The organism is Rhodoferax sp., from assembly GCF_018063565.1.
In the GTDB taxonomy this organism is placed as follows: Bacteria; Pseudomonadota; Gammaproteobacteria; order Burkholderiales; family Burkholderiaceae_C; genus Rhodoferax.
The window spans coordinates 1-2,673 of the sequence record NZ_JAGPBB010000189.1 but is presented as its reverse complement, the minus strand read 5'-3'; the positions used below and the strand labels follow the sequence as shown (position 1 = coordinate 2,673).

At 63.0% G+C, this 2,673-nt stretch carries 2 protein-coding genes; both read right to left on the bottom strand.

The features are described from left to right. Positions 1-93: 93 nt before the first annotated feature. A complete protein-coding gene (gene murC, locus KBF66_RS19455; protein ID WP_296661407.1) occupies positions 94-1,536 on the bottom strand; it encodes a UDP-N-acetylmuramate--L-alanine ligase in 1,443 nt (480 codons plus the stop codon). Beyond that, complete coding sequence (gene murG, locus KBF66_RS19450) at positions 1,533-2,612, bottom strand: undecaprenyldiphospho-muramoylpentapeptide beta-N-acetylglucosaminyltransferase (protein WP_296661405.1); 1,080 nt, start codon at positions 2,610-2,612, stop codon at positions 1,533-1,535. The genes murC and murG overlap by 4 nt, the downstream gene beginning before the upstream one ends. Positions 2,613-2,673 lie beyond the last annotated feature (61 nt).

Below are 2,673 nucleotides of genomic sequence, written 5' to 3'. Positions count from 1 at the left end.
GCACGCCCTGGCCTGACATGAGCGACACCTCGCGCTCAGCGGAGCGGCCCCCCAGCAATACCGCCACTTTTTCCTTTTTGATGTCAAATTGGCTCATAGCGCAACTCCATCAATATTTGATAGCTCTTTTATTTGTAGCAAATCGCATACCTTGGCACTGACCGCACCAATGGAGCCTGCGCCCATACACAGCACCACGTCGCCGTCACGGGCGGCGTCCACAATGGCCTGCGGCATGGCGGCGATGTCATCCACAAATACCGGCTCAATGCGCCCGGCCACGCGTAATGCACGCGCCAGACTGCGCCCGTCGGCGGCCACAATGGGCGCCTCACCGGCGGCATACACTTCGGCCAACAGCACCGCATCAGCCTGCGCGATCACTTTGACAAAGTCATCAAAGCAGTCTCGCGTGCGGGTAAAGCGGTGTGGCTGAAAGGCCAGCAGCAGGCGCCGGCCCGGGAAAGCGCCGCGCGCAGCGGCCAGCGTGGCCGCCATTTCGACCGGATGGTGACCATAGTCGTCCACCAGCGTGAAGCAGCCCCCACCATGGATGGCGGGTATTGGTTGCTCACCGTAACGCTGAAAGCGCCGCCCTACCCCGTGGAAATTGGCCAGTGCACGCAACACATGATGATCGGCAATGCCCAACTCCACTGCCACCGCGATCGCTGACAAGGCATTGAGCACGTTGTGCCGGCCCGGCAAATTCAGCACCACCGGCAGATCCGGCAACACCAACCCGTTGCGCCGCTGCACGGTGAAGTGCATTTGCCCGTCGACCGCACGTACTTCCACAGCACGCACTTCAGCGCCTTCGTCAAAGCCGTAGCTGGTGACCGGGCAGGTGACCTGTGGCACGATGTCGCGCACGGCCGCGTCGTCGGTGCACAGAATAGCCGTGCCATAGAAAGGCATACGGTGCAAAAAGTCGACGAAAGCCTGTTTGAGCCGGCCAAAGTCATGCCCATAGGTTTCCATGTGGTCGGCGTCGATGTTGGTCACCACCGCCATCACCGGCAGCAGATTCAGAAACGACGCATCCGACTCGTCGGCCTCGACCACGATGTGCTCGCCCTTGCCCAGCCGGGCGTTGGCGCCGGCGCTGTTGAGACGCCCGCCAATGACAAAGGTCGGGTCCAGTCCGGCCTCATTCAGCACGCTGGCGACCAGACTGGTGGTGGTGGTTTTGCCATGCGTTCCGGCAATGGCAATGCCAGTTTTCAAACGCATCAGCTCGGCCAGCATCAGCGCGCGTGGCACCACCGGGATTTTCTTCTCGCGCGCCGCCTGCACCTCCGGGTTGGCCTGCTGCACCGCAGTGGAGGTCACCACCGCATCGGCACCCTCAACATGACTGGCGGCGTGACCGATATGGGTGCGAATGCCCAGGCTGGCCAGACGCTGCAGGGTGGCGCTGTCGGACTGGTCTGAGCCGGAGATGCTGTAGCCCAGGTTAAACAGCACTTCGGCAATGCCCGACATGCCCACGCCACCGATGCCGACAAAGTGAATGTGCTGGATGGCGTGTTTCATAAGGCCAGCTCCTGACAGGCTTGCAGCATCTGCTCTGCCGCATCGGTTTTGGCCATCAGTTTGGCCTTTAGCGCTTTATCCATCAATTCTTCTCGCTGCATATTGACTAGCAAATCCGCCAGTACCCGGGGTGTCAGATCGGCCTGTTGAATCAGCCAGGCGGCGTTCTGATTGGCCAGAAAGCGCGCATTGGTGGTTTGGTGGTCGTCCACGGCAAATGGAAACGGCACAAACAGGGCGGCGGCCCCCACCGCTGCGATTTCGGTCACGGTGCTGGCGCCGGCCCGGCAGATCACCAGGTCTGCCAGCGCAAATGCCTGGGCGGTGTTGTCGATGAAGGGGGTCAGGTCAGCCGTCACGGCGGCAGCGGCGTAGTTTGCACGCAGGGCGTCGATCTGCTTGGCGCCGCTCTGGTGCAGCACTTGCGGGCGCTGCGCGGGCGACAGCAGGGCCAGCGCCTGCGGCACCACCTCATTGAGGGCGCGAGCGCCCAGGCTGCCCCCCACCACCAGCACCTTGAGCGGTCCACTGCGCCCGCTAAAGCGTTGCTCAGGGGGGGTCACTTTCAGAAAGGCGTCGCGCAGCGGGTTGCCAACCCAGCGCGCACCCCGCAGCACGTCAGGAAACGCCGTGAAGACCCGATCTGCCACTCCGGCAAGCACCCGGTTGGCCAGCCCGGCGACCGAATTTTGCTCATGCAGCAGCAAAGGCTTGCCCATCAGCACCGCCATCATGCCCGCCGGAAAGGTGATGTAGCCCCCAAGGCCCACCACCACATCGGGCTTGACGCGGCGCAGTACCTCAATGCTCTGCCAGAATGCCTTGAGCAGGCGCAGCGGCAGTAACGCAGCTGCGATCAGCCCCTTGCCGCGCAGGCCACCAAAGTCGATCAGGTCCAGTGGCACCCCGTGTTGTGGCACCAGCTGGCTTTCCATGCTGGGCTTCCCGGGACTGCCCCGCCCACCCAGCCAATGCACGCGCCACCCCTGCTGTTGCAGCGCCTGCGCCAGCGCCAGACCCGGAAAGATGTGGCCACCCGTGCCACCGGCCATCACCAATGCACGTTTGCCACTCATACGCGGCCTCCGTGCATGAGGGTTCGGTTCTCTTTGTCCACCTTGAGCACCACCGCAATGG

Coding starts and splice junctions, on each gene's coding strand:
- murC (WP_296661407.1), bottom strand. CDS start 1,536: ATGAAACACGCCATCCAGCACATTCACTTTGTCGGCATCGGTGGCGTG.
- murG (WP_296661405.1), bottom strand. CDS start 2,612: ATGAGTGGCAAACGTGCATTGGTGATGGCCGGTGGCACGGGTGGCCAC.